This is a genomic window from Thermomicrobium sp. 4228-Ro, from assembly GCF_026241205.1.
In the GTDB taxonomy this organism is placed as follows: Bacteria; Chloroflexota; Chloroflexia; order Thermomicrobiales; family Thermomicrobiaceae; genus Thermomicrobium.
Genome location: NZ_JAPFQM010000001.1, coordinates 1,039,868 through 1,059,712, shown reverse-complemented (window position 1 = coordinate 1,059,712; position 19,845 = coordinate 1,039,868). Strand labels below are relative to the sequence as shown.

Genomic DNA, 19,845 nt, shown 5'->3' with positions numbered 1-19,845 from the left:
GACACGGCCTCCGTTGCTCTCTGCGAGCAGTGTAGTCCGCGGAGTTTAAGCGGAGATTCCCAGAACCTTAACGCTCGATGAACGGCGGTGGAACGAGCCGGCTGACCGTCCGGACGATCTCACGCACCGATACAGGGCGCTGGAGAATCCGCACTGCTCGGTTCCGGATCCGTTCGGGTAAGGGCCGCAGGGGGCTCGTGATGAGGACGAGCGGTGCCTCGGGTGACTGCGCCAGGAGCTCGGTGACGTGCGGAAGGGGCGAGCCGTCACGACTCAGATCGATGAGGAAGAGGGTCGGTTGGAATCCCCAGTGGGCGAGCGCACGCGCTGCGTCGCTGGGGTTCTCGAAAACGAGAACCTCGTAGCCGAGTTCCTCGAGCTCGGCACGGAGATACGAGCGTGTCGGCCATTCGGGCTCGATCACCACGATGAGTGGCAGAGTACGCACAGCGCTTCCTGCTCGGACTGCAGAAGTCCCTCACGAATGGACGAGCAGCCGCCTGTTGCGCAACAGGCGGCTGCTCGGTGATCCGCCGGAGCCAGACTCCGGGTTCAGGCTCGACTGCCCTCCGGATCGCGAATCAGCATCGCCTCGCGTTGTTCCTGGCACTGCCAGCACCGATGCGGACCAGGCGTTTGCCGGCAACGCTCGATCGCCTCCGGTGTGTTGAGTGCATACCCGAGGGCGCATCGCATGACCGTCACTCGCTTGCGACCTCGCTTCGGCTGGTAGGTCAGCTTCTTCAACATCGGGCATCCGAGCCAGAGCTGTTCCTCGGAATCGGCGTCCGGCGCAGGCTGGAACAGTTCTGTAACTCGCATCGCGCCGGTCACCTCGCGTTCGACCCGGTTCGACCGGGTACGGTTCCAGGGAATCACGGCAGCAGTGCCCTGCTGACTGCCCCTGGATCTGCTGCCAGTATACCCTGCCAGGCGGGGTCGTCGTTCAGTCGTCGGACGATGGGAGATGCAACTTGGCAGCCAAGACCGGGCTACGGAACTCGCTCGCGAGCATGTCCATGATCACGACGTCGTCGCGGTGCGGCCCGATCTTGGTCGCTTGCCGCAGGCGACCGACTTCGCGAAACCCGACTCGATCGTAAACCGCCCGCGCCCGCTCGTTGGATGCGTAGTAGCGGAGCCAGATGTGGTGCAGTCCGAGCACGGTGAAGCCGAAGTCGAGGAGCAGTTGCAGTGCCTCGGTTGCGTATCCTCGGCCCCAGACGCTCCGCTCGCCGATGACGATGCCGACTTCAGCGGTGCCGACGGCGAAGTCGATGCCGAAGAGTTCCGCGTTTCCGACCGGACGGTCGTCGGGCCGTTCGTAGATCGTGAAGACGCGTCGGGTCGGATCCCGCCGTGCCTGCTCGAACCATTCGATCTCGTCTTCGACAGTAAACGGGACCCGCCAATGCGCAGTGAGCGTCCGAGAGACTTCCAAGTCGTTCATCCAGCGTTGGTAAACGGGTGCGAGCTCGCGGCGAATCGGGCCGAGGTAGACGCGCTGTCCCGGCACGATTACCTGGAGATGGACGAACTCATCGTGTGCGCTCATCGGTCTCCCCACCTCCCGTGCGAACTGGTACCCTGGACTGGACGAACTGTCGGCATCCGGGTGCAGCGATGTATGTCGTCGGAACCTCCGGTTGGTCGTATCAGCACTGGCGTGGGCGCTTCTATCCCCCGGATCTCTCCCGGTGGGAATGGTTTCCGTTCTATATCCGCGAGTTTGCCACAGTCGAACTGAACGTCACCTTCTATCGGCTTCCCTCGCGGAAGCGTTTCGAGGAATGGGCACGAGTCGCTGCCCAGCGTCCCGGCTTCGTCTTCGCGGTGAAGGCGCCGCGGACGATCACGCACGTGCGCCGGCTGGTCGATGCTGCAAACGAGCTCCAGCAGTTTCTCCAGGCGATCGACGGCCTCGGCACAGCGCTCGGCCCGCTCCTCTTCCAACTGCCGCCAGGGTTGCGCTGTGACCTCGCTCGGCTGCAGGCGTTCCTCGCACTGCTTCCGGCTGGCCACCCGTTCGCGTTCGAATTCCGGCATCCGAGCTGGTTCGTCCCGGCGGTCAGCGACCTGATCGCTGGCGCGGGGGGTACGGTCGTGCTCGCGTACGGTGGAGGACACCCGACACCGGGCGATTTCGTCCCTCCTGGCCCGCTCTGTTACGTACGGGTACACAGCGGTCTCTTCGATATCGGGTTGACTGACGACGAGATCGAGCGACTGGCGAGTCGCCTCGCGGAGTGGGCCGATCGCCCGGGCTACGTCTACTTCAACAATGACGCCTTCGCACACGCCGTCGCCGATGCGCGCCGCCTCCGCGAGGCGCTCGCCCGATCCGGCGTTGCGGTCATGTGAGCAAGGAGAAATCGATGGGGAAGGTCGTCCCGTACGGGTCGCTGGCATCGCTCGGTGCGCAGCTTCGCGAGACCGGCAAGCGCATCGTCCTCACCAACGGCCACTTCGATCTCCTGCATATCGGTCATGTCCGGTATCTCCAGGCTGCCCGGCAGCTGGGTGATGTGCTGATCGTCGCGGTGAATGACGACGCCTCGACGCGGCGCAGGAAGGGACCGGCTCGTCCGCTCGTGCCTGCAGCGGAACGGGTCGAACTGGTCGCTGCCTTGGCCTGCGTCGACTATGCGACGATCTTTCCCGGCGACACCGCGGAAGAGGTCATCCGAATCGTCCGCCCGCACGTCTACGTCAAAGGCGGCGATTATGGCTTGACGCCCGAAGACCTCGCTCGTGGCAAGCAGCCGCTGCCGGAGGCTCCGGTCGTCCGCGCGCTCGGTGGCGACGTGGTCTTGCTCCCGCTCGTGCCGGAGCATTCGACGACAGCCCTCGTCCGCCGGATCCTCACGGCATACGGCTGCGCTGAGCACCTGCAGCCTCCAGGCGAGGCTGAGCGGTGAGCCCAGCGACAGTCCAGCAGCGACGCCTGTTCTCGCGCTGTGGAACTGTGTCACCACCCTCACGAGCTGCGTGCTGCGCCCGCCGTCCGCCGGATCGCTCGACCCAGTACACTCCTCCTGGTCTCGCGGCGGTGGAGGGGCAGGGCGAGGTGGCGGCGAGCGAGTCCAGTCCGGTTCGGGTCGAGCCGAGTGGTGAAGCGGCAGCGCGGAGCGAGCGGGCGCAGGTCGCTCGTGCCGCGGGTGTTCTCATGCTCGGTGTCGTGCTCAGCCGGGTACTGGGTCTCGCTCGGGAGCAAGTGACGTCCTACTTCTGGGGTACGACCGACGCTGTCGCTGCGTTCACCATCGCCGACAACGTCCACACCATGCTGTTCGACCTCGTCATCAGCGGGATGCTGCAAGCCGCGCTGGTTCCTGTCCTCAGCGCCTATGCGACGCCGGAGCGCCGCGAGGAGTTCCGGCGGATCGTCGGTGCGTTGCTCGTCTGGGTGGTACTGGTCGTCGGGGCGACGGTCGTGGTGGTCGCCGTCGCGGCTCCCTGGGTCGTGCTCGCGCTGACCGCGCTCGGCGGTGGTGAAGCGGCGCGCGGCCCCGAGACGTTTCGCCTCACGATCCGGCTCGTCCGGCTCATCGTCCCGGCCGTGCTCTTGCTCGCCTTTTCGACCGTACTCATGGGAGCGCTCTATGCCCTGCAACGCTTCACCCAGCCATCCCTCGCCCTCAGCGTCCGCAATGCTGCCATCGTCGCCTGCGCGCTCGCATTCGGTCACACGCTCGGTGTCGCGAGTCTCGTCGTCGGTGTCCTGCTGGGAGCGTTCGGTCTCGCCGTGCTGCAGCTCTGGGGGTTGCGCGACTGTCTTCCGAAGCCGAACCTCCAGCTCTGGCACCCGGCGATCCGCCGTATCTTCGCGCTGTATCTTCCGATTTTCCTTGGCCTGTTCGCGAACACCGTGGCACTCACGATCGACCGCAACCTGGCATGGGGTGTCGATCCCCACGCGCTCGGCGCGATGCGCTATGCGACCGCGCTCAACCAGATGATCCTCGGACTGGTCGCAGCGGCGACATCGCTGGCGGCCTTGCCGACACTTTCCCGTCACGCAGCGCTCGGTGACGAACCGGCTTACCAGCGCACGCTCGCGCTCGGCCTGAAGTTCGTGTCGCTGCTCATCTTTCCTGCGACGTTCGGGATGGCGGCGCTCGGCTGGCCGATCGTGACGCTCCTCTTCTACCACGGTGCGACCGACCTGGAGGGAGCGCGCGCGATCTGGATCGCGCTGCTCGGGTATCTGCCAGGGACGTTGTTCGCCGCCTTCGATCAGGTGCTGATCTTCGCCGCCTACGCGCGGCAGAACACGCGCACGCCGGTGCTGGTGGGTGTGCTCTCCGTCGGTGTCTACTTCCTCGTCGCGCTCGCACTAGTTCGTCCGCTCGGCATGCTCGGGCTCGTGCTCGGGAACACTGCGCAGTTCATCGGGCACGCACTCGTCATGTGGTGGGTCTTGCGACGCTGGCTCGGCCGGGTCGGTGACGGAACGGTCGGGCGGACGTTGCGAGCCTGTGCGCTCGCCGCGCTGGTCATGGCGCTGGTCGTCGGCGGATTCGCGCTGCTCGTTGGCTCGTGGCGCCCGCCCGAGACGAGCGGCCTGCTATGGCGGATCGTACTCGTCGCTGGTGGGGTTGGCATCGGTGCCGTCTCCTACGCGTTGCTGATGCAGCTGTTGCGCGTGGACGAGTTCACGGCATTGACGCGTCTGCTCCGCGCGCGCCTCACCGGTTGACAATGGAGTGGCGAGCCGTTTCTCTATCCCGCGAAGATGACGTTTGGGGCCGGATGCCGGGTGGGCGTCTCCCCCTGGCCATTCGTCTTTTGAGCAGGAAGGGGTATCGATGATGCCGTATGACCTCATCGTCCGCAATGGCCGTCTCCGCGATGGACGCCTGGTCGATCTGGGTGTCGCTGACGGGCGGATCGTCGCGATCGAGTCGCGGATCGAGGGCGAGGCACCGGAAACGATCGATGCGGCCGGGAGGCTCGTCTCGCCGCCCCTCGTCGAACCGCACTGCCACCTCGACGCTGCCCTGACCGAAGGGCTGGCGGGCCATAACCAGACCGGCACCCTCCTCGAAGGGATCCAGCGCTGGGCGCAGACGAAGCCGCAGCTCACGGTCGAGGCGGTGAAGGAGCGAGCCAGGCGAACGATCGAATGGTACGCGAGCCAGGGTGCCCTGGTTATCCGCAGTCACGTCGATGTCTGCGATCCGAACTTCGTCGGCCTGCGTGCCTTGCTCGAGGTACGGGAAGCGATGCGCGACCTCGTCGATCTCCAGCTCGTCGCCTTCCCGCAGGAGGGGATTCTCTCCTATCCGCGCGGAGCCGAACTGCTCGAAGAGGCCCTGCGCATGGGGTGCGACGTCGTCGGTGCGATCCCGCACTACGAGACGACGCGCGAGATGGGGGTCGAGTCGCTCCGGATCGCGTTCGATCTCGCCGAGCGCTACGACCGGCCGCTCGATGCCCACTGCGACGAGACGGACGACGACCAATCGCGCTTCGTCGAGGTGATGGCGGCCGAGACGATCCGTCGTGGCATGCACGGGCGGGTGGTCGCCAGCCATACGACAGCGATGGGCTCGTACAACAATGCGTACGCGTTCAAGCTCTTCGGCTGGCTCAAGCGTGCCGACCTCAGCATCATCGCCAATCCGCCGGACAACTCGATCCTCCAGGGGCGGTTCGATACCTATCCGAAGCGCCGCGGCCTGACGCGTGTCAAGGAACTCCTCGAGTACGGGATCAACGTCGCGTTCGGGCACGATTCGGTGATGGATCCCTGGTATCCGCTCGGTACCGGCAACATGCTCCATGCAGCCTGGTTGGGGCTCCACATGGCGCAGCTCTCAGGGTACGAGGAGATCCCGCTGGTCTGGGACCTCGTCACGACGAACGCGGCGCGGGCGCTCGGCATCCTCGATCGGTACGGTATCGAGGTCGGGAAACCGGCCGACTTCGTCATCTTCGACGCGGCGACCGAGCGAGACGCGCTGCGCATGCTCGCCCCGGCCCTCTGGTGCGTCAAGCGCGGGAGGGTCGTCAGTCGGACGAGTGCACCGCGGGTGGAGGTCCGCCGCGGGAACGACTTCGTCGGCATCCGCTACGAGCGCCCCGGTGAGGGCTTGAGCGACCGGTGAGCGCGCGGGCGCCCGCCGCCCTCCTCGAGCTGGCTGTGCCTCACTCTGTCGCCCGGAAGGAAGGCGGACTTCAGCACGGTACGTCCGCCTGCGTTACAGTCGAGTTCGCGAACGATCGTCCAGCGACAGGGGCGCGACATGACACGAGAGATCCTCGTACGACACCGCGGTGCCGCAGGCGCGGGCATCGAACGGCGGTGCCATGACGCCCGGTCACACAGCCCTCACCTCCGCCGCTGACGCGGCACCCCTGGCCGTTTCTCCTGTAGGGGCGAGACGTGCCTCGCCCGTCCGCGCCGCAAGGCGCGGCACCATGTTGCGGTTCCCGGGCCTGACGGCCCGGCTGGGTCACGCACGCGTGACTCCCACAGGGGATGGTGGTAGTCGATCGGGGGCGGGTGGCCAATCGCTGGGCGATCGTCGGCGACCGAAGGCGCTTGGTCGATGCGACGCACGCGTCGCCCCTCTTCACCGTCGATGATTATCACCGCATGGCCGAGGCAGGGATTCTCGGCACGGATGACCGGGTCGAGCTGATCGAGGGGGAAGTCGTCGAGATGAGCCCGATCGGCCGGCGGCACCAAGCGTGTCTCGACAGGATGACGGCGCTCTTCTCGACCCGTTTGGCTGGGCGCGCGATCGTCCGGATCCAGGGGCCGGTGCGGCTGAGTCACGTTTCCGAACCGCAGCCGGATCTCGTGCTCTCGCGTCCCCGGGCGGACTCCGCTGCCTCCGTCGATGCCCGACCCGAGGCTGTGCTCTTGCTCGTCGAGGTGACGGGCGCCTCCGTGACGTACGACCACGAGGTCGAAGCGCCGTGGTTCGCGCCGGCAGCTGTCGCTGAGTACTGGATCCTCGACCTCCGGCACGACCGTCTGCTCGTCTTGGGCGACCCGGATCCCGGAGCAGGGCGCTACGCCCGTGTCGACCAGCTGGCGCGTGACGAGCGCATCGCGCCCTTGGCCTTCCCTGACGTCGAGATCCGCGTCGCTGATCTCCTCGCCTGAACGACTGTGTTGCTGCGCGCCGCAGATCAGGTAGGGAAGAGCAACCCCGGCAGCACCCGGATGTGGGTGCTGCCGGGCGGGTGGTCGGAGTACCGGTCAGACCTGCTTGGCCTTTTGGAGAGCGCGCCAGATCTTCTCCGGGGTCATGGGGATGTCGATGTGCTCGATCCCGAAGGGAGCCAGGGCGTCCATGACAGCATTGGCGATAGTCGGGGTCGAGCCGATCGTGGCTGCCTCGCCGATCCCCTTGGCGCCGAGCGGGTTGAGCGGGCTCGGTGTCACCGTCTCGTCAGTGACGAAGTCGATGAGCATCGAAGCCTTGGGGATCGCGTAGTCCATGAGGGTGCCGGTGAGGAGCTGGCCGGTCTCGTCGTAGCGGACCTCTTCCCACAGGGCCTGAGCGATCCCCTGGGCGAGGCCGCCGTGGACCTGGCCCTCGACGAGGAGGGGGTTGATGCGGGGCCCGCAGTCGTCGACCGAGTAGTAGGCGAGGAGCTTGACCGCACCGGTGTCGGGGAAGACCTCGACCACCGCCACGTGGGTGCCGAACGGGAAGACCTCGTCGGGCGGTGCGAAGAAGTCGGTCGCGACCAGGCCCGGTTCCATGCCTTCGGGAACATTCCCGGCGTAGGCCGCTTCTGCGATCTGGGCCAGGGTGACGGCGCGGTCGGGGGCGCCCTTGACGCGCCACTTGCCGTCGGCGAACTCGACATCTTCTGCTGCTGCCTCGAGGAGGTGTGCAGCGATCTGCCGAGCCTTCTCCTTGATGTGCTCGAGAGCGATCATCACGGCCCCACCGCCGACGACCAGGCTCCGGCTCCCCATCGTGCCGTGCCCTTCCGGCACGCTCTGCGTGTCGCCGTGGAGGACGACGATCTGGTCGAAGTCGGCACCGAGGTGCTCGGCGACGAGCTGGGCGAGTGCGGTCTCGAGTCCTTGTCCATGCGGTGAGGTTCCGGTGTAGACGGTGACTGCTCCGCTCGGCTCGACCCGGACGACGGCGCTCTCGTAGGGGCCGAAACCGCAGATTTCGACATAACTAGCGAGGCCGATGCCGATGTAGCGACCCTGTTGGCGGAGTTCCTGCTGCTTCTGCCGCCACTCGGAATAGCGGGAGACCTCGAGCGCCTTGTCGAGCGCCTTCTCGTACTCGCCGGTGTCGTATTTCTCACCGGCTGCAGTGGTGTAGGGGAACTTGTCAGGCGGGATGTAGTTGATGCGCCGGACTTCGGCCGGGTCCTTCCCCAGTCGGCGGGCCAAGAGGTCCATCATCCGCTCGATGTAGTAGGCAGCTTCCGGCCGGCCCGCGCCGCGGTAGGCACCGACTGCCATCGTATTCGTATAGACGCCGTAGGCTTCGATATCGACAGCCGGAATGTCGTAGCAGCCACAGGACATGAGCCCGGTCGTCGAGGGGAGATAGAGACCGCGGGGGTACGCGCCGAGGTTCTGCACGATCCGCGCACGGAGTCCGAGAAGGCGGCCGTTCGCATCGGCTGCCAGTTCATAGTCGACCACCTGATCGCGTCCGTGGTTGGTGGCCATCAGGTGCTCGGCGCGCGTCTCGACCCATTTGACTGGCCGGTGGAGTTTGAGGGCGAGTGCAGCGAGGATGAAGTCCTCCTGGTACGCGCCGATCTTGACGCCGAAGCCACCGCCGACCTCCGGTGCGATGATCCGCACCTGGCCGTGCGCCAGACCGAGAGCGGCCGCCAGCGCATTGCGGTTCCAGTGCGGCGCCTGCGTCGAGCTCCAGACGGTGACACCACGGGTCAACGGGTCGGGGGCGGCGACGATCGCCCGCGGCTCCATCGGGATCCCAGCGAGTCGCTGCTGGCGGAAGCGCTGCTCGACCACCACGTGTGCCTGGGCGAACGCGGACTCGACGTCACCGTGCTTGCGTTCCCAGCGTTCACCGATGTTGTTCGGGATGTCGGGGTAGAGCTGGGGAGCGCCTTCCCGCATCGCCTCTTCGGGGTCGATGACAGCCGGCAGCGGCTCGTAGTCGACAGTCACGGCTTCCGCTGCGTCGCGGGCAGTCGCTGCTGAGGTCGCCACGACCACCGCGATCGGTTGGCCGACGTAGAGTGTCCGATCGACGGCGATCGGCTCTTCCGGCGGCACCGGGATGCCCTCTGGCTTCTGCTCCTCCGGATGCGGTGCCTCGCCCGGTACGAGTTCCGGCTTCCCCTTCAACTGTGCAGCCAGATCGGGACCGGTGAAGACAGCGACGACACCCGGCATCGCCTGCGCTGCCGACGTGTCGATACCGCGGATGCGAGCGTGCGGGTAGCTGCTCCGCACGAAGGCGACGTGGAGCATGCCGGGGAGCTTGATGTCATCCACGTACTGCGACGAGCCAGTGATGAGACGAGGATCCTCCTTGCGGCGGACGCGCGCTCCGACGTATCGGCTGATCACCATCGTCGACCTCCCTCGCGAGTGACCGAAGCGTTGCCGTCTCTCTCGCCGATACAGTCGCCGAAGCTTCGATCGATGTCAAGAGCGAGTGTCTCCACCCCTGCCCACCCACGGACGAACGGGCCCGCGCCTCGGCGCGGGCCCGGAGCCAAATCATTCGGTTGTCGCTCGGTCAGGCTTGCTTGGCCTGCTGGATGGCGCGCCAGATCTTCTCCGGGGTCAAGGGGATGTCGATGTGCTCGATCCCGAAGGGAGCCAGCGCGTCCATAACGGCATTGGCGATGGTCGGGGTCGAGCCGATCGTGGCTGCCTCGCCGATCCCCTTGGCGCCGAGCGGGTTGAGCGGGCTCGGTGTCACCGTCTCGTCGGTCACGAAACTCGGCAACATGCTGGCCTTGGGGATCGCGTAGTCCATGAGGGTGCCGGTGAGGAGCTGGCCGGTCTCGTCGTAGCGGACCTCTTCCCAGAGGGCCTGGGCGATCCCCTGGGCGAGGCCGCCGTGCACCTGGCCTTCGACGAGGAGCGGGTTGATGCGGGGGCCGCAGTCGTCGACCGAGTAGTACTCGAGGAGCTTGACCGCACCGGTGTCGGGGAAGACCTCGACGACCGCCACGTGCGTCCCGAACGGGAAGAGCGTCCCAGGCGGGGCGTAGTAGTCGGTGACGACCAGACCGGGCTCGATGTCGGCCGGAAGACCCGGGCTGTAGGCAGCCTGGGCGATCTGGGCCAGGGTCACGGCGCGGTCGGGTGCACCCTTGACGCGGTACGTGCCATCGGCGAACTCGATGTCCTCGACGGCTGCCTCGAGCAAGTGCGCCGCGATGCGCATCGCCTTCTCGCGGATCCGCCGCGCCGCGATGAGCATCGCGCCGCCACCGACAGCCAGGCTGCGGCTCCCCATCGTGCCGACGCCTTCCGGCACGCTCTGGGTATCGCCGTGCAGGACGACGATCTGGTCGAAATCAGCGCCGATCTCGTCCGCGATGATCTGCGCGAGCGCCGTTTCCAGGCCCTGACCGTGCGGTGAGGTACCGGTGTAGGCGATCACTGCACCGGTCGGCTCGACGCGGATCGAAGCACTCTCGTACGGTCCGAAGCCGCAGATCTCGGTATAGCTCGCCAGACCGATGCCGATGTAGCGCCCCTGCTGGCGGAGTTCCTGCTGCTTCTGACGCCACTCGGAATAGCGCGAGATCTCCAGTGCCTTGTTGAGTGTCTTCTCGTAGTCCGCCGAGTCGTACCGGGCGCCGGCGGGCGTCTGGTACGGGAACTTGTCGGGCGGGATGTAGTTGATACGCCGAACTTCCACAGGATCCTTGCCGATGCGACGAGCCAAGAGGTCCATCATTCGCTCGATGTAGTAGGCTGCCTCCGGACGTCCTGCGCCGCGGTAGGCACCGATCGGTGTCTTGTTCGTGCAGACGCTGTAGGTCTCGATCGAGACGTTGGGGATATCGTAGACGCCGACCGACATCATCGCCGTCAGCGGAGCCAGGAGCATGACTTTCGGGTAGCCGCCGAGGTCCTGGATGACCTTCAGGCGCAGGCCGAGCACGCGCCCTTCCTTGGTCGCGGCGAGTTCGTAGTAGGCGACCTGGCCGCGACCCTGGTTGGTGGCGATGAAGTGCTCGGAACGCGTCTCGTACCACTTGACGGGTCGATGCGTATGCAGGGCGATGGCGGCCAGGATGATGTCCTCCGGATAGGCACCGATCTTCGCACCGAACCCGCCACCGACTTCCGGGGCGATCACGCGGACCTGCCCGTGCGAGAGGCCGAGTGCCTGGGCCAGCGTGTTCCGGTTATTGTGCGGCGCTTGCGCGGAGCTCCAGACGGTGACACCGCGGGTCAGCGGGTCGGGTGCAGCGGCGACCGCGCGTGGCTCCATCGGCACCGAAACGAGCCGCTGCTGGTAGAAGCGTTGCTTGATAACGATGTCCGCCTCGGCGAAGGCCTTGTCCACATCGCCGTGCTGGTGGCTCGTGTGCATCGCGATATTGTTCTCGAGCGTCGCGTGGAGCTGGGGCGCACCGTCTTTCATCGCTTCTTCGGGATCGGCGACCGCCGGAAGCGGCTCGTACTCGACCTGGACAGCCTCGGCGGCGTCGTAGGCGCGATAGCGCTCGGTCGCCAAGACGACGGCGATCGGCTGGCCGACATACCGGACGCGGTCGACGGCCAGGAGTTCGTGCTGCGGCGGGCCAGCTTGACCTTCCTGCTGGGCTGGTGCCTCGCCTTCTCCCTCACCGCCGCCGAGCTGGACGGACCCCTTCAGCCATTCCCCGAGTTCCTTGTGCGTGATGACGGCGACGACACCCGGCATGGCCAGGGCCGGCGACGGGTCGATCTTCTTGATGATTGCGTGCGGATACGTGCTGCGGACGAAGGCAGCGTAGAGCATGCCGCCGAGCTGGAGATCATCGACGTATTGTGACGAACCGGTAATCAGACGCGGGTCTTCCTTGCGACGGACACGAGCCCCGACCATTCGACTGAGGACCATCGTCGAACCCCTTCCCTACCGCTGTGCCCGCTTCCGACGATCTCGCGTCGTTGCGAATCGCTCCTCTTCATTCTCAGTCCTGAAGTACCCGTTCGTCAAGAGGGAATTCTTGGTTCGGTGCTGGTTCTCGTCTTCGCGCGATGCCGACGAGGTCGATCGCGTGTGACAGGTCACCTGGGCCGATCGCGAAGTCGGCGACGCCGATCGACTCGACGAGCTGGCGGGTGTGCCGGTTGATCCAGCGCCGGACGAGGAGCGTACCGAGCGCATGGAGGCGTGCACGCAGCTCCGGCGGCAAGCGCTGGTGCAACCCGAAGCGATCCAGTCGCAGGAGTCGCTCGACTGCCTGCCGGTTCGTCTCGCGGTAGGTGCGGACCCGTGCGCTCGGAAAGACGCCGAGTCCTTCGACATGCTCGAAAAACGAGGCGAGGAGGTTGCGGAGGCTCTCCGCATCGTACTCGCGGACGTGATGCGGGTTGAGTCCGCTCAACACCGCTTCGCGGTTCGGTGTCGTCAGGAGCAGGAGGCCCCCGGGTGCGAGGACTCGACGCACCTCGGCGAGAAAGTGCGCCGGGTTGGCGAGGTGCTCGAGCACCTGGAAACAGCAGACGACGTCGATGCTCCCGCTCCGAAACGGCAGCCGCTCGGCTGTGGCCTGAACCCAGGACAGGTTCGGTGTCCGGTAGCGCTGAGCCGCGTGGCGCAGGGCACTCCGGTCACTGTCCAACCCGACGACCCAGCGAGCGACACTCGCAAGCTCAGCTGCCCCGTATCCGTCGCCGCAGCCGACGTCGAGGACGCGTTTGCCGTGCGCCTGCGTGCAAGCCCAGCGGTACGCGGCGAGACTCTGCCAGAACGTCACGCGGAGCGCCCAGCTGTCCGGTGTGACGCGCTCGGTCGTCGGTAGTCGGATCACCCTGTCCTCCCGTCGCGGACGCGTGCTGGCGATCGTTCTCCGGTTGCTATGATTGCAGCGATCGGGCGACGCCGAAAGGAGCGACCACGTGAAGGCTCCCCCGCTCCCAACCGACACCTGGCTCGGGCCGGTGACGTTGCGGATCGCCGATCAGCAGTCGATCCGCTCGTTCTATCAGGGTGTGCTCGGGTACGATGTGGCCGGGCGCGCGGACGGGTTCCTCGCTGCGCTGCCTCGTGGCTCGCTGACCCCGCATTTCCTCTTCGAATGGGACCCCACAGCACCGCCCCGGTCGCCCCGGGCCCCTGGTCTCTACCACGCGGCGATCCTCTTGCCGAATCGCACGGAACTCGCGCGTGTGCTCGCGCATCTCGCGGTGCAGCGCTGGCCGCTCGCTGGTGCTTCCGATCACGGGGTCAGTGAGGCCTTGTACCTCTCCGATCCCGAGGGAAACGGCCTCGAAATCTACGCTGACCGTCCCCGCGAGCGCTGGCCCCGTTCGCCGCGCGAGCCGATCGCGATGGTCACCGAGCCGCTCGACGCGCGGGACCTCCTGCGCGAGCTGGACACGAGTCCGGAACCGTGGACATCCATGCCGCCCACAGCCCGGATCGGGCACGTGCACCTCCAGGTTTCCAGCCTCGAACTCGCCGAGCGGTTCTACGTCGAGCTGCTCGGATTCGAGGTCATGCAGCGGTCGTATCCAGGAGCGTTGTTCGTCGCCGCTGGAGGCTATCACCATCATCTCGGTCTCAATGTCTGGCACAGCCGTCGGGCCGAACCGGCTCCACCCGGCAGCCGCGGTCTCGTCCGTTTCGCCATCGTGGTGCCCGAGCGACAGGCGTGGGAAGCCGCACTCGACCGCCTGGAGCAGGCACGCCGACCGGTCGAGCGCGGCTTGCGCGGTGAGCTCGGCGACGGTGCACGGACGCGCGACTATGACGACATCGAAGTCGAACTCTGGACGCCTGCCTGACACCGACTACAGCCGCCGGAAGTCCGGATTCGGCCCGAGGTCACGTACGAAGCGGGCGATCAGCCTGATCGCCGCGTCGAGATCCTCCAGACTCACCAGCTCGTTCGGCGAGTGCATGTAGCGGTTCGGTACCGAGACGAGTCCGCAGGGAATGCCGGCGCGGGCTGGCGCGATCGCATCGGCGTCCGTCCCGGTGCGGATGGGTGCAGCGGAGACTGTCACTGGAATTCCTTCCGCTTCCGCGGCAGCGAGCAGTCGCTCGAAGACGAGCGGATGAACCATCGATCCCCGGTCGAGGACAGGGCCACCGCCGATACGGACGTCACCGCCACCGCGCTTGTCGGCCTCCGGGTGATCGGTCGCGTGGGTCACGTCGATGACGATAGCGACGGCCGGCTCGAGCGCGAACGCTGCGGCGCGAGCACCGAGGAAGCTGATCTCCTCTTGCGTCGCGGCGAGCGCGACGACATCGACCGGTGGGCGCTCGCGGGCCAGCGCACGCAGCGTCTCGAGCGCGACGAAGGCACCCATCCGGTTATCGAGACCGCGCGCGACGAGCCGGTCGTTCCGCAGTTCCAGCGGTGGCTGCTCGATCACGATGGGGTCGCCGACACGGACGAGGCCACGCGCCTCGTTCCCGTCGCGAGCTCCGATATCGATCCAGAGGTCCTTGATGCGGCTGGCTCGACCCTTTTCCTCCTCCGAGAGGAGATGCGCCGGCTTGCGGCCGACGACGCCGAACACTGGCCCGTTGCGCGTCAGGATGCGAACGCGCTGGCCGGTCAGGATCTGGTCGTCCCAGCCGCCGATGCCACGGAACCAGAGGAACCCTTGCTCGTCGATATGCGTGACCATGAGGCCGATCTCGTCGATGTGCCCTTCGACGAGGACGGTCGGGGCGTTCCCGCGCAACCGGGCGAAGCTGTTCCCATTGTGGTCGACCCATACCTCGTCGGCGAAACGGCTCGCCTCCTCGCGCCAGACGCGTGCTGCCGCTTCCTCGAAACCAGAAGGGCTCGCTGTTTCGAGCAAGCGGAGCAGGAACGCTTTCTGTTCCTCGCTGAGCATCGCTCCCCCTCACTGCCCGATCCGAACTTCGGGATTGACTTGTGCGTGCGGCGGTCGACCGTTCAGGACGTTGCACACGTTGGTCAAGGCGATGTAGAGCGTGCGCTCCCGAGCCTCCTGCGTGGAACCGCCGAGATGCGGTGTCATGACGACGTTCTCGAACTCGACAAACGGGTTGTCGCGGATCGGCTCGACCTCGAAGACATCGAGGCCAGCTCCAGCGATTTGCCCGCGACGCAGCGCTTCGACCAGTGCCGACTGCTTGACGACCGGTCCGCGGGCCAGATTGATGAGGAACGCGGTCGGCTTCATGAGCGAGAGCGCGCGCTCGTCGATCAGGTACCGCGTCTCCGGCGTCAGCGGGACGTGCAGCGAAACGAAGTCCGACTCGCGCAAGAGCTTGTCGAGCGGGACATAGCTGATCTCGTGCGCGTTGGCGAAGGTCGTGTCCCAGACGATGTCGTGGGCGAGCACGCGCATCCCGAAACCGCGACCGAGCAACGCGACGGCGCGGCCGGTGCGGCCGAGGCCCACCACGCCGAGCGTCTTGCCCCAGAGTTCGACGCCGAAGTAGGGCTCCCACCGGCCCTCGCGCATGGCCCGGTCGCCCATGTGGATGCGTCGTGCGAGCGTGAGCATCAGACCGAGTGCGAGTTCCGCCACCGCGTGCTCGTTGGCACCGTGGCAATTGGCGACCACGATGCCGCGTCGTGTCGCCTCGGCGACGTCGATGTTGTCGTACCCGACCCCGCTCGTGCTGATGACCTTGAGCCGGTTGGCGTGGGCCAGTACCCGGGCCGTTACCGGTTCCAGCCCGACGACGAGCCCGTCGATGTCCCGAACGAGCTCGCAGAGCTGGTCTTCATCGACGGGATACCGAATCTCCCGCTCGACGAACCGACAACCCCGCTCCTCGAGGAACCGTTTGATCTCCTCGCGGGCCGAGAAGTACTTCCAGGTCAGGACCAGCACGTCCTTGCCCATCGTGCGCGCTCGCTCCCTTCCCCTGATCGGACAGCCGACCGTGGCACAGCCGCAGCCATTCTACGCGAACGGTGCGCTCCTGCACGCGACGATCCTCAAGTCGGACGCGAAGCGGACCGCAGCAGGCTTCGCTCGGTGCGCGATCGCAACGGAGCCCCCCGAGCCAGCGCCACCCGGATTGACGGTACCGCTGGGCTGGGAGTACCATTCGAGGAGTATTCGAAGTAGGAGGACACGCTCCGTGGCACTGGTTCTCAACATCTTGCTGACATTCCTGTCGATCATGCAGCTGGCGATCATCGCCCGCGCGATCCTCTCCTGGTTCGACCCGGGCGCTCGCTGGCCGGTCTCGCAGATTCTCGTGCAGTTGACGGAGCCGATCATCGCGCCGATCCGCCAGGTCATGCCGCGCACCGGATTCATCGACTTCTCGCCGCTGGTCGCACTGCTGCTCATCTCCCTCTTGCGGATGATGCTCATGAACGCGGTGTCGTGAGTGCGTTGCGTCGGCACCTTCCGGTGCATCGTCACGCTCTCGGAACCTCTCGATTCCTTTCGGGGAGTTCGTCGCTGTCCCCGATCGGTGGCTCACAGTCTTGCGCGGTGAGCGGCGATCCGGTCGCCACCATAGGTGCCGGGTAGCGGGCGGTAGTTCACGTCGGCATAACCGAAGGCGGCTGGTCCCACGACTGCCAGCGCTTCCGGCGTCCGCAGCATAGCCGGAGCCGGAATCCCCAGCACGGCGACACGCAGGCCGTACCGGACCACTTCGGTCGTCACCGGTTCGGCCGTGTCCAGATCGACCAGACAGATGAGATCGGGGACGACTGCGACGACTTCTCCGTCCCGTCGCGCGATCAAGTTCTCGTTCTGAAAGTCGATCAGGAGTTGGCTTCCGCGGTCCTCGGCCAGCCCCTCGAGTCGAACGGTGCCGCGCGCGAAGCCAGCGGTCAGCCGCCGTTCGACGTCGACGATCTTTCCCCGGAAGAGGACTCGACCGCCGGTCACGTCCAGCGCTGCCTCGATCGGATCGGTGTGCTGGCGCCGAGCAGCGAGGATCGCTTCCCCGAGCTGGACCGCCAGGGTGACTGTGTACGAGATGACGACGCGGCGGAGTTCGCGACCGCTCATGGCTGGGAACGCGAAACCAGCGGCCCCACCCATCTGGACGGTTACGGCACGCGCGTAGCGCTCCAGCGTGACAGCATCGCGGAGCCGGGGGAACACTACGACGTTCTGATAGATGTCGGCCAGCGCGGCTGGGGTAGCTGGCACACCGTAGATCGCGAAGGTATCCATCTGGAGTTCCGGAAAGGCGCGGCCCATTCCGTCGCCGTCGACGACCGGTAGACCGGCCAGTGCGCCGACCGCCATCGGGCGAAGCGCATTCGCGCCCCCGATCTCGCCCGGAACGAGATGCGTCGCTGGCCGGCCCAGGTGCTGCTCCAGCGCGCGCAGGGCAACGAGCGGCTCATCGCCGCGATGGATCCGCTCGATGCCGATCGTCGGGGCACCCATCCCGCCGACCGAGACGACGAGCGCTTCGTCCGGCACCTCGTCGGGGGAGACGATCCGTACGCGCCGACCCTCGCGCAGGAGCCGGCGGACATGGAGCTTGCCGTAATACGGGTTGCCGCCACCACCCGTGCCGAGAATCCCAGCTCCGATCGCGAGCGCTTCCAGTTTCGTCTCGTCGAGTTCCCAGGGCACGGTCAGTCCTCCCGCAGATCACCGACTGCTTTAACGCGGAGTCGCACTGCGTTGGAGGGGAGATACGCGAGCGGCACCTCCTCGACCTCGACGATCTGGACGCTGCCCGGGTCAGCCCCTGCCTCGATCGCGAGCCGGCAGGCGTCCGCTCGTGCTGCTTCCAGTGCACGCTCGCGGGTCTGGTGCTCGAGCGAGACGATCCGGTCGATCTCGCCGCTCACTTGCGCGATGGCTGCTCCGATCGCGTTGGCGACGGCTGCGTGGGGCGGTCGGATAACCTCGCTCGCCCCCTCGAGCTGGTCGGGAACGAGAATGCTGCCGCCACCGACGACCACGACCGGCACAGGGGCAGCTGTCGTCTTCAGGCTATCGACGAGTTCGCTGAGTCGCTGGTCGATCGTGGCCAGGGCGCGCTGGACGAGCTCGCGCGGCAGGCGCGCGACGCGTGCCGGATCGCCCAGCCGTGCGCGGCCGGCAGCGACCGCGATGTCGGTCGCCGTGAGGGTCGGGCCACCGAACACGAGCGCTTCCTCGCTGAGCCGGAAGCCGACACTCTGGGGGCCGATCCTCGTACCGTCCGGGCTGACGATGCTGCCGCCACCGAGACCGATGGAGACGACGTCCGGCATGCGGAAGTTCGTGCGGACACCACCGATGCTCACGGCGAACGAGGCCTCGCGGGGAAACCCGTGGACGAGCGCTCCGGCGTCTGTCGTCGTGCCGCCCACGTCCAGGACGATCGCATCGTGCAGTCCGCTCAAGAACGCTGCTCCGCGCATCGAGTTGGTCGGCCCGGAGGCGAAGGTGAGGACCGGATACCGAGCAGCGAACTCGGCAGTCATCAGCGTGCCGTCGTTCTGGCTGAGGTAGAGCGGCGCTTCCAGGCCGAGTGCGGCGAGTGCCGAGCGGATCGCTGCGATCGTCTCTTCGGCGAGCGGGACGAGACAGGCGTTCAGGGCGGCGGCGTTTTCGCGTTCGAGCAAGCCGAGCCGCCCGATGTCGCGCGAACGAGTGATCCGGAGGTGCGGCAGCTGCTCGTGCAGGAAGCGGGTGACCGCATCCTCGTGCGCGGCGACGGCCGGCGAGAAGACGGCACTGACAGCGACCGAGTGGATGCCTTCCTGAGCGATCCGATCGGCTGCTGCAGTCAGCGCAGTCCAGTCGAGCGGGCTGATCTCGCGGCCGTCGAACTGGTGACCGCCGGGAAGAATGGTCAGGTAGCCGGCGACAGCGTCCCGCAGGTCATCTGGCCAGTCCTCGAGCGGAGGAATCGAGAGCGTCGCGGGCCAGCCGAGTCGTAACACTGCGATACGGGCGAGGTTCCGGCACTGGACCACCGCATTGGTGAAGTGCGTCGTGCCGAGCATCACGGCACCGATCTCGCCCGGCGCGATCCGTACCTGGTCGAGGACGCGCCGGACTGCTCCGACGATCCCGCTGCTCACGTCCGCCGTCGTCGGGTGCTTGGCCCAGGCGAGGACGTCAGCCCCGTCCAGGAGCACCGCGTCCGTATTCGTTCCACCGACGTCGATTCCCAGACGTACCACGGCCCGGCTCTCCTCCTGCTCGCACCGGTGCGAACCAGGTCATCGCCAGAAGTTCGACGAACAGTGCGATGAGCCCGAGAAGCCCGGCATTGAGGGCTGTCAACGCTTGGAGCGACTGGAGGAGCACGCATCCCACGGTGAAGAACCCGAGTACGTACCCGCGCCGGCGGGCGACGAGCGGATCGGGCTCCTGCCCCCGGCGTATCGCGATACGCCGGCTGATCGAGGCGACCAACAGGGTGTAGACCGACGAGATGGCGACGAGGAGCGGCAGCAAGATGACCAGCATCGCCAGCGCACCGTCGACGCGACTCGGGTCGATGAATGTCCAGACGTAGAGACTCGTCGACCAGCCAGCGATCGCTTCGATCTCCAGGAAAGGGACGCGGGCGAGTCGTGCCAACGGTGCGAACGTGAACGCTGGCGCAGCGACGAAGAGCGCGTAAGCGAGGAGCCGTTCCGGTGCCCAAAAATCGGCGATCGCACCGACGTTGCGCGTGATGACGAGCCACAGGACGAGGCTCCAGGTGGTCGCGCTTCCGGAAAGCCAGACGATCGCGAGAGCGAGCCGTCCGAGTACGCGCATCCGAGCCCTCCCGCGGC

At 66.7% G+C, this 19,845-nt stretch carries 18 protein-coding genes; 7 read left to right on the top strand and 11 right to left on the bottom strand.

The annotated features are described in order from the left end of the window. Positions 1–67 precede the first annotated feature (67 nt). The 3 genes from OO015_RS05180 to OO015_RS05170 all read right to left on the bottom strand — a co-directional run bounded on the left by OO015_RS05180 (position 68) and on the right by OO015_RS05170 (position 1,555). Positions 68–448, bottom strand: a complete 381-nt coding sequence (locus tag OO015_RS05180) for a hypothetical protein (protein WP_265940166.1) — start codon at positions 446–448, stop codon at positions 68–70. A gap of 104 nt (positions 449–552) precedes the next feature. Beyond that, a complete protein-coding gene (locus OO015_RS05175; RefSeq protein ID WP_265940165.1) occupies positions 553–822 on the bottom strand; it encodes a hypothetical protein in 270 nt (89 codons plus the stop codon). 124 nt (positions 823–946) lie between these two features. Then, positions 947–1,555, bottom strand: coding sequence for a GNAT family N-acetyltransferase (locus OO015_RS05170; protein ID WP_265940164.1), 609 nt, complete (start codon positions 1,553–1,555; stop codon positions 947–949). Positions 1,556–1,623: 68 nt separating this feature from the next. Between OO015_RS05170 and OO015_RS05165 the strand changes: the two genes are divergently transcribed. From OO015_RS05165 to OO015_RS05145, 5 genes are all read left to right on the top strand, one after another. Beyond that, the gene (locus OO015_RS05165; RefSeq protein ID WP_265940163.1) at positions 1,624–2,361 is read left to right on the top strand and encodes a DUF72 domain-containing protein; all 738 of its coding nucleotides are present in this window, start codon (positions 1,624–1,626) and stop codon (positions 2,359–2,361) included. A 14-nt stretch (positions 2,362–2,375) separates the two neighbouring features. Next, positions 2,376–2,918 (top strand): adenylyltransferase/cytidyltransferase family protein, encoded by a 543-nt coding sequence (locus tag OO015_RS05160; RefSeq protein WP_265940162.1) that lies wholly within the window; start codon positions 2,376–2,378, stop codon positions 2,916–2,918. Between the two features lie 149 nt (positions 2,919–3,067). Further along, positions 3,068–4,699 (top strand): murein biosynthesis integral membrane protein MurJ, encoded by a 1,632-nt coding sequence (gene murJ, locus OO015_RS05155; protein ID WP_265940161.1) that lies wholly within the window; start codon positions 3,068–3,070, stop codon positions 4,697–4,699. A gap of 112 nt (positions 4,700–4,811) precedes the next feature. Beyond that, positions 4,812–6,110 carry a cytosine deaminase gene (gene codA, locus OO015_RS05150; RefSeq protein WP_416236590.1) on the top strand — a complete coding sequence of 433 codons (1,299 nt, stop codon included), beginning with the start codon at positions 4,812–4,814 and terminating at the stop codon, positions 6,108–6,110. 398 nt (positions 6,111–6,508) lie between these two features. Further along, complete coding sequence (locus OO015_RS05145; protein ID WP_265940159.1) at positions 6,509–7,117, top strand: Uma2 family endonuclease; 609 nt, start codon at positions 6,509–6,511, stop codon at positions 7,115–7,117. A gap of 96 nt (positions 7,118–7,213) precedes the next feature. Here OO015_RS05145 and OO015_RS05140 read toward each other — a convergent pair whose 3' ends face one another. The 3 genes from OO015_RS05140 to OO015_RS05130 all read right to left on the bottom strand — a co-directional run bounded on the left by OO015_RS05140 (position 7,214) and on the right by OO015_RS05130 (position 12,957). After that, positions 7,214–9,541 (bottom strand): xanthine dehydrogenase family protein molybdopterin-binding subunit, encoded by a 2,328-nt coding sequence (locus tag OO015_RS05140; protein ID WP_265940158.1) that lies wholly within the window; start codon positions 9,539–9,541, stop codon positions 7,214–7,216. A gap of 169 nt (positions 9,542–9,710) precedes the next feature. Then, entirely contained in the window at positions 9,711–12,041 is a 2,331-nt protein-coding gene (locus OO015_RS05135) for a xanthine dehydrogenase family protein molybdopterin-binding subunit (protein ID WP_265940157.1), read from the bottom strand. A 73-nt stretch (positions 12,042–12,114) separates the two neighbouring features. Beyond that, positions 12,115–12,957 carry a class I SAM-dependent methyltransferase gene (locus tag OO015_RS05130; RefSeq protein WP_265940156.1) on the bottom strand — a complete coding sequence of 281 codons (843 nt, stop codon included), beginning with the start codon at positions 12,955–12,957 and terminating at the stop codon, positions 12,115–12,117. 88 nt (positions 12,958–13,045) lie between these two features. Here OO015_RS05130 and OO015_RS05125 point away from each other — a divergent pair, with 88 nt between their 5' ends. Next, on the top strand, positions 13,046–13,933 hold the full coding sequence (locus OO015_RS05125; RefSeq protein ID WP_265940155.1) for a VOC family protein: 888 nt from the start codon (positions 13,046–13,048) through the stop codon (positions 13,931–13,933). Between the two features lie 6 nt (positions 13,934–13,939). Here the strand turns inward: OO015_RS05125 and OO015_RS05120 are convergent, their stop codons facing one another. Together OO015_RS05120 and OO015_RS05115 are read right to left on the bottom strand one after the other, a co-directional pair. Continuing rightward, complete coding sequence (locus OO015_RS05120) at positions 13,940–15,001, bottom strand: M42 family metallopeptidase (RefSeq protein WP_265940154.1); 1,062 nt, start codon at positions 14,999–15,001, stop codon at positions 13,940–13,942. Positions 15,002–15,010: 9 nt separating this feature from the next. Continuing rightward, the gene (locus tag OO015_RS05115; RefSeq protein WP_265940153.1) at positions 15,011–15,985 is read right to left on the bottom strand and encodes a phosphoglycerate dehydrogenase; all 975 of its coding nucleotides are present in this window, start codon (positions 15,983–15,985) and stop codon (positions 15,011–15,013) included. 241 nt (positions 15,986–16,226) lie between these two features. Between OO015_RS05115 and OO015_RS05110 the strand changes: the two genes are divergently transcribed. Beyond that, positions 16,227–16,481, top strand: a complete 255-nt coding sequence (locus tag OO015_RS05110; RefSeq protein WP_265940152.1) for a YggT family protein — start codon at positions 16,227–16,229, stop codon at positions 16,479–16,481. 92 nt (positions 16,482–16,573) lie between these two features. Here the strand turns inward: OO015_RS05110 and OO015_RS05105 are convergent, their stop codons facing one another. From OO015_RS05105 to OO015_RS05095, 3 genes are read right to left on the bottom strand one after another with little or no spacing between them, the layout of a single operon-like run. Continuing rightward, a complete protein-coding gene (locus OO015_RS05105) occupies positions 16,574–17,695 on the bottom strand; it encodes a DUF917 domain-containing protein (RefSeq protein WP_265940151.1) in 1,122 nt (373 codons plus the stop codon). 2 nt (positions 17,696–17,697) lie between these two features. Then, entirely contained in the window at positions 17,698–19,242 is a 1,545-nt protein-coding gene (locus OO015_RS05100; RefSeq protein WP_265940150.1) for a hydantoinase/oxoprolinase family protein, read from the bottom strand. Further along, positions 19,178–19,828, bottom strand: coding sequence for a hypothetical protein (locus tag OO015_RS05095; protein WP_265940149.1), 651 nt, complete (start codon positions 19,826–19,828; stop codon positions 19,178–19,180). Before OO015_RS05095 ends, OO015_RS05100 begins: the two co-directional genes overlap by 65 nt. Positions 19,829–19,845 lie beyond the last annotated feature (17 nt).

Coding starts and splice junctions, on each gene's coding strand:
- OO015_RS05175 (WP_265940165.1), bottom strand. CDS start 822: ATGCGAGTTACAGAACTGTTCCAGCCTGCGCCGGACGCCGATTCCGAG.
- OO015_RS05170 (WP_265940164.1), bottom strand. CDS start 1,555: ATGAGCGCACACGATGAGTTCGTCCATCTCCAGGTAATCGTGCCGGGA.
- OO015_RS05165 (WP_265940163.1), top strand. CDS start 1,624: ATGTATGTCGTCGGAACCTCCGGTTGGTCGTATCAGCACTGGCGTGGG.
- OO015_RS05160 (WP_265940162.1), top strand. CDS start 2,376: ATGGGGAAGGTCGTCCCGTACGGGTCGCTGGCATCGCTCGGTGCGCAG.
- codA (WP_416236590.1), top strand. CDS start 4,812: ATGCCGTATGACCTCATCGTCCGCAATGGCCGTCTCCGCGATGGACGC.
- OO015_RS05140 (WP_265940158.1), bottom strand. CDS start 9,541: ATGGTGATCAGCCGATACGTCGGAGCGCGCGTCCGCCGCAAGGAGGAT.
- OO015_RS05135 (WP_265940157.1), bottom strand. CDS start 12,041: ATGGTCCTCAGTCGAATGGTCGGGGCTCGTGTCCGTCGCAAGGAAGAC.
- OO015_RS05120 (WP_265940154.1), bottom strand. CDS start 15,001: ATGCTCAGCGAGGAACAGAAAGCGTTCCTGCTCCGCTTGCTCGAAACA.
- OO015_RS05115 (WP_265940153.1), bottom strand. CDS start 15,985: ATGGGCAAGGACGTGCTGGTCCTGACCTGGAAGTACTTCTCGGCCCGC.
- OO015_RS05095 (WP_265940149.1), bottom strand. CDS start 19,828: ATGCGCGTACTCGGACGGCTCGCTCTCGCGATCGTCTGGCTTTCCGGA.